Below are 2,846 nucleotides of genomic sequence, written 5' to 3'. Positions count from 1 at the left end.
TTTTCATACAAGAATGAAATATCTTCCCTCAAGGTATTGCGTTCATCATAAGCAATTCGTACTTCTATCCAGTTGTTATCAATAAGCGTTTGATGCCCACCGTTTACCAGGGTAAATGCGGGATTGGGTGGTATTATTCCACACAATTGATTAATTTGTTGTACCTCATAATTTGAAGCAAAACGCGTGAGACCAACTTGAGCTATTGACGCGATACGTTCTTTGGGACGATTTGCAGGTTCAACGGCAATTTCAATCAGCTTTGCTGCATGACGGGCTTGAAGTCGCGAGGGGAATATAAGGTCCAGCGCTGAAAAGACCTTCATACTTTTCGTCATTAAATGCGCATTATCACTAATTCTTGGGCAACTGTAAAGCCAGAGGGTTTCATTTAAATAATCAAGCAGAGCTGGAAGCGATTTGGGGTATTCCGTTTTTTTAGCCAAACTCTGTTGTTCCGCATAGAGGCGTAGCGTTAAACCGCGCATCAATAATTCGACTAAGAGAATCCCGAGAAGGTTATTACTGGTATCGGTCAATTCGTCTGTAGCCGGCTGGTAAATAGCACCCCACTGATTGATTAATGTGGTTATAGAATCAATATCGTTTACAGAAGCGCTTTGCAGTAAGCGATTAAAGTGCTTTATGGTATCCAGCTCAATAAGAGGAGGTGGTCCCTCATGATGATTATGAGCAATCAATCCTGCCTCATGAGCAAGATGATGCCCGTGTGCTAATCCAACAACTAAATCCGTTGCAAGCTTGCCTGCCTCAGCGCCTTTCTCCACCAGGTGCGTATAATGGTGGATTTTATCTAAAGCAATTTGAAGGCCAGCAATAACTGCCCACGCACCGGCCACCGGTAGCGTCACGCCGGTCACGGCAAGAACCAGAGGCAATGCAACATGCAGCGACTCAATTGCAAGAGCACCGCCAGCAATTATTTTTTTAAGTGATAACCCCTGCTCTTTTTCTTTATGTGGTTGTTTTTCACCAAATTTCCTTAATAAGGAGAGATTGGAGACATTTGCAACATAAGCGGTCGTTGAATAACTTTTAAAGCGATTGGTCATGACCTGAGCAAAGCCAAATGAGGCAGGCTGCATCGCTAATGCCCTTCTAAAGGCATCTTCGTGCACGCCTTGCTTCATGGAGTGCATCGCTTGATTTAATTCGTTATCTAATGATGTATTATGAAGCTCAAAGCGGTTAATGCTTTGCGTTAATAATTCGTGAATGAGCACAGCAACATAACTTGGAGCCGCATCTTCAGCAATTTCAGTACCAAAAAGCGTGCGCTTTTTTAGATAATGCTCGAGATGCTCTACAAAGAATGTACAAAAGACACCAAGCCTTCGCGCTACGGGTTGCTCACTCATTGGTTTCGTATTATCCAGCGCACTATTTTTATTGCCTTTTTTGTATTTGTTGAGTATCGGAAGTAATTCTGATTGTATTTGAACGCCCAGAGGGCTGGCATGGGTGAGCGTTAACTCTTTTTTATGATGTTTTAATTGAGAAGAGAACGCCCATGTATATACATTAGGACTATCAATTATTTGTTTTACCAGTGTTAATTTAGCTTTTTCAGTGATTAAATTATCTTGAAGTAAAAGCGTTAAATAGAATAGATGCTCCTTTGTATAGGGTGTATTTTCAGAGGCCCAAAGACTCATTGCTTCATTGAATCGTACCCAGAAATCATGGCGTGGAAATAATTCCAAAAAATTATGATGGGGTTTAAATAATTCGCCTTTTTTTTGCGGCACTTCTAATTCCTCGGTAGCCAGAGTCAATTGGTACCGCTCCATAGGGGCTAAGCTTGGTTGTCTGCTGAACAGCGCACTTAAATAAGTATGTGCGCTTATATTTTTATGGTGGGTTGCAGCAAGTCTTAGCCAATAAATCCCCGTTTCTTTAGGGGTAAATTGTTTCACAGAAACGGTATCTATAGCGCTTGGCAATGTCTTTTCAGTTCGATTTTCTTGCGCTTTAAGGGGAAATTCATGTAAAAAACGCCCATACCAATAAATCCCTTCGCCAGAATTTTGATTGATTTCCTCAAAAGCAATTTTTCCCCACCAGGCTTTTGCTTGTAACGCAACGCGTGCTTTGGCTTTAGCCGCATCGAGCGTCGTAGACTCACTCGATGTTTTCGTGGTGGATTCTCGTAATTGTGTTGAAACAGCGTGATGCTCAGAATTTAATAAAGCAAGGATGTTTTCTCTGAGTTGCGTAATCGCTTTTGGTTGATTTTTTTCCCCAACGGCTTTGTTTAAAGTATCCAATTCATTGATTTCGACGGGAAAGGAATAGAGCTGATGAACCATAAAAAATTCATAGACTAAATGGTGCAGCTCCGTATTATTATCCTGAAAAATCTGCTTTAACACGACAATGGACTCATGCAATTGCTCTTTATTAGTTAATAAATCATAGAACGAAGAATCACCTAAAGTAAACAAATGACTCAGTGAGCTTAATTGGGCGTAAGCCGGTGTTGTTTGAGCAATTGAATATTGGGTCGGTGAATAATTTGTTATGGTCAAAGTCTGCGGATATTTTTCTTGCAGCTTTGTTAAGGCTGCTTGCGCAAAATGACCGAGTGCCCCACCTGGCAGCGTGAGCTGAATATTGAAGTCATTCGGTAATCTATTAAATAATAGGAGCGCAACTCGAGTACAGGATGCCGCATCACAGTCTTTTAAATTTAACGTAAATTTCGTTTGCGCGTGTTCATAAGACATTTGCGCGCCCGTATGCTGCAAGCAGTCTAAAATTCGTAGTGCCTCCATTGTTTGGGGTGGAAACCAATATGGAGAGGGAGAGGCGCTTTTTATTGCTAA

The 2,846-nt window shown here is 41.4% G+C and carries 1 protein-coding gene; it reads right to left on the bottom strand.

The genetic code is table 11. The features are described from left to right. A partial coding sequence (locus LDG_RS14420) for a hypothetical protein (RefSeq protein ID WP_148263594.1) occupies positions 1 to 2,747 on the bottom strand: 2,747 nt, incomplete at its 3' end. Between the last annotated feature and the right edge of the window lie 99 nt (positions 2,748 to 2,846).

The organism is Legionella drancourtii LLAP12, from assembly GCF_000162755.2.
Classification (GTDB): domain Bacteria; phylum Pseudomonadota; class Gammaproteobacteria; order Legionellales; family Legionellaceae; genus Legionella; species Legionella drancourtii.
The sequence above is the reverse complement of the archived record's forward strand: the minus strand, read 5'-3'. Positions and strand labels throughout refer to the sequence as shown.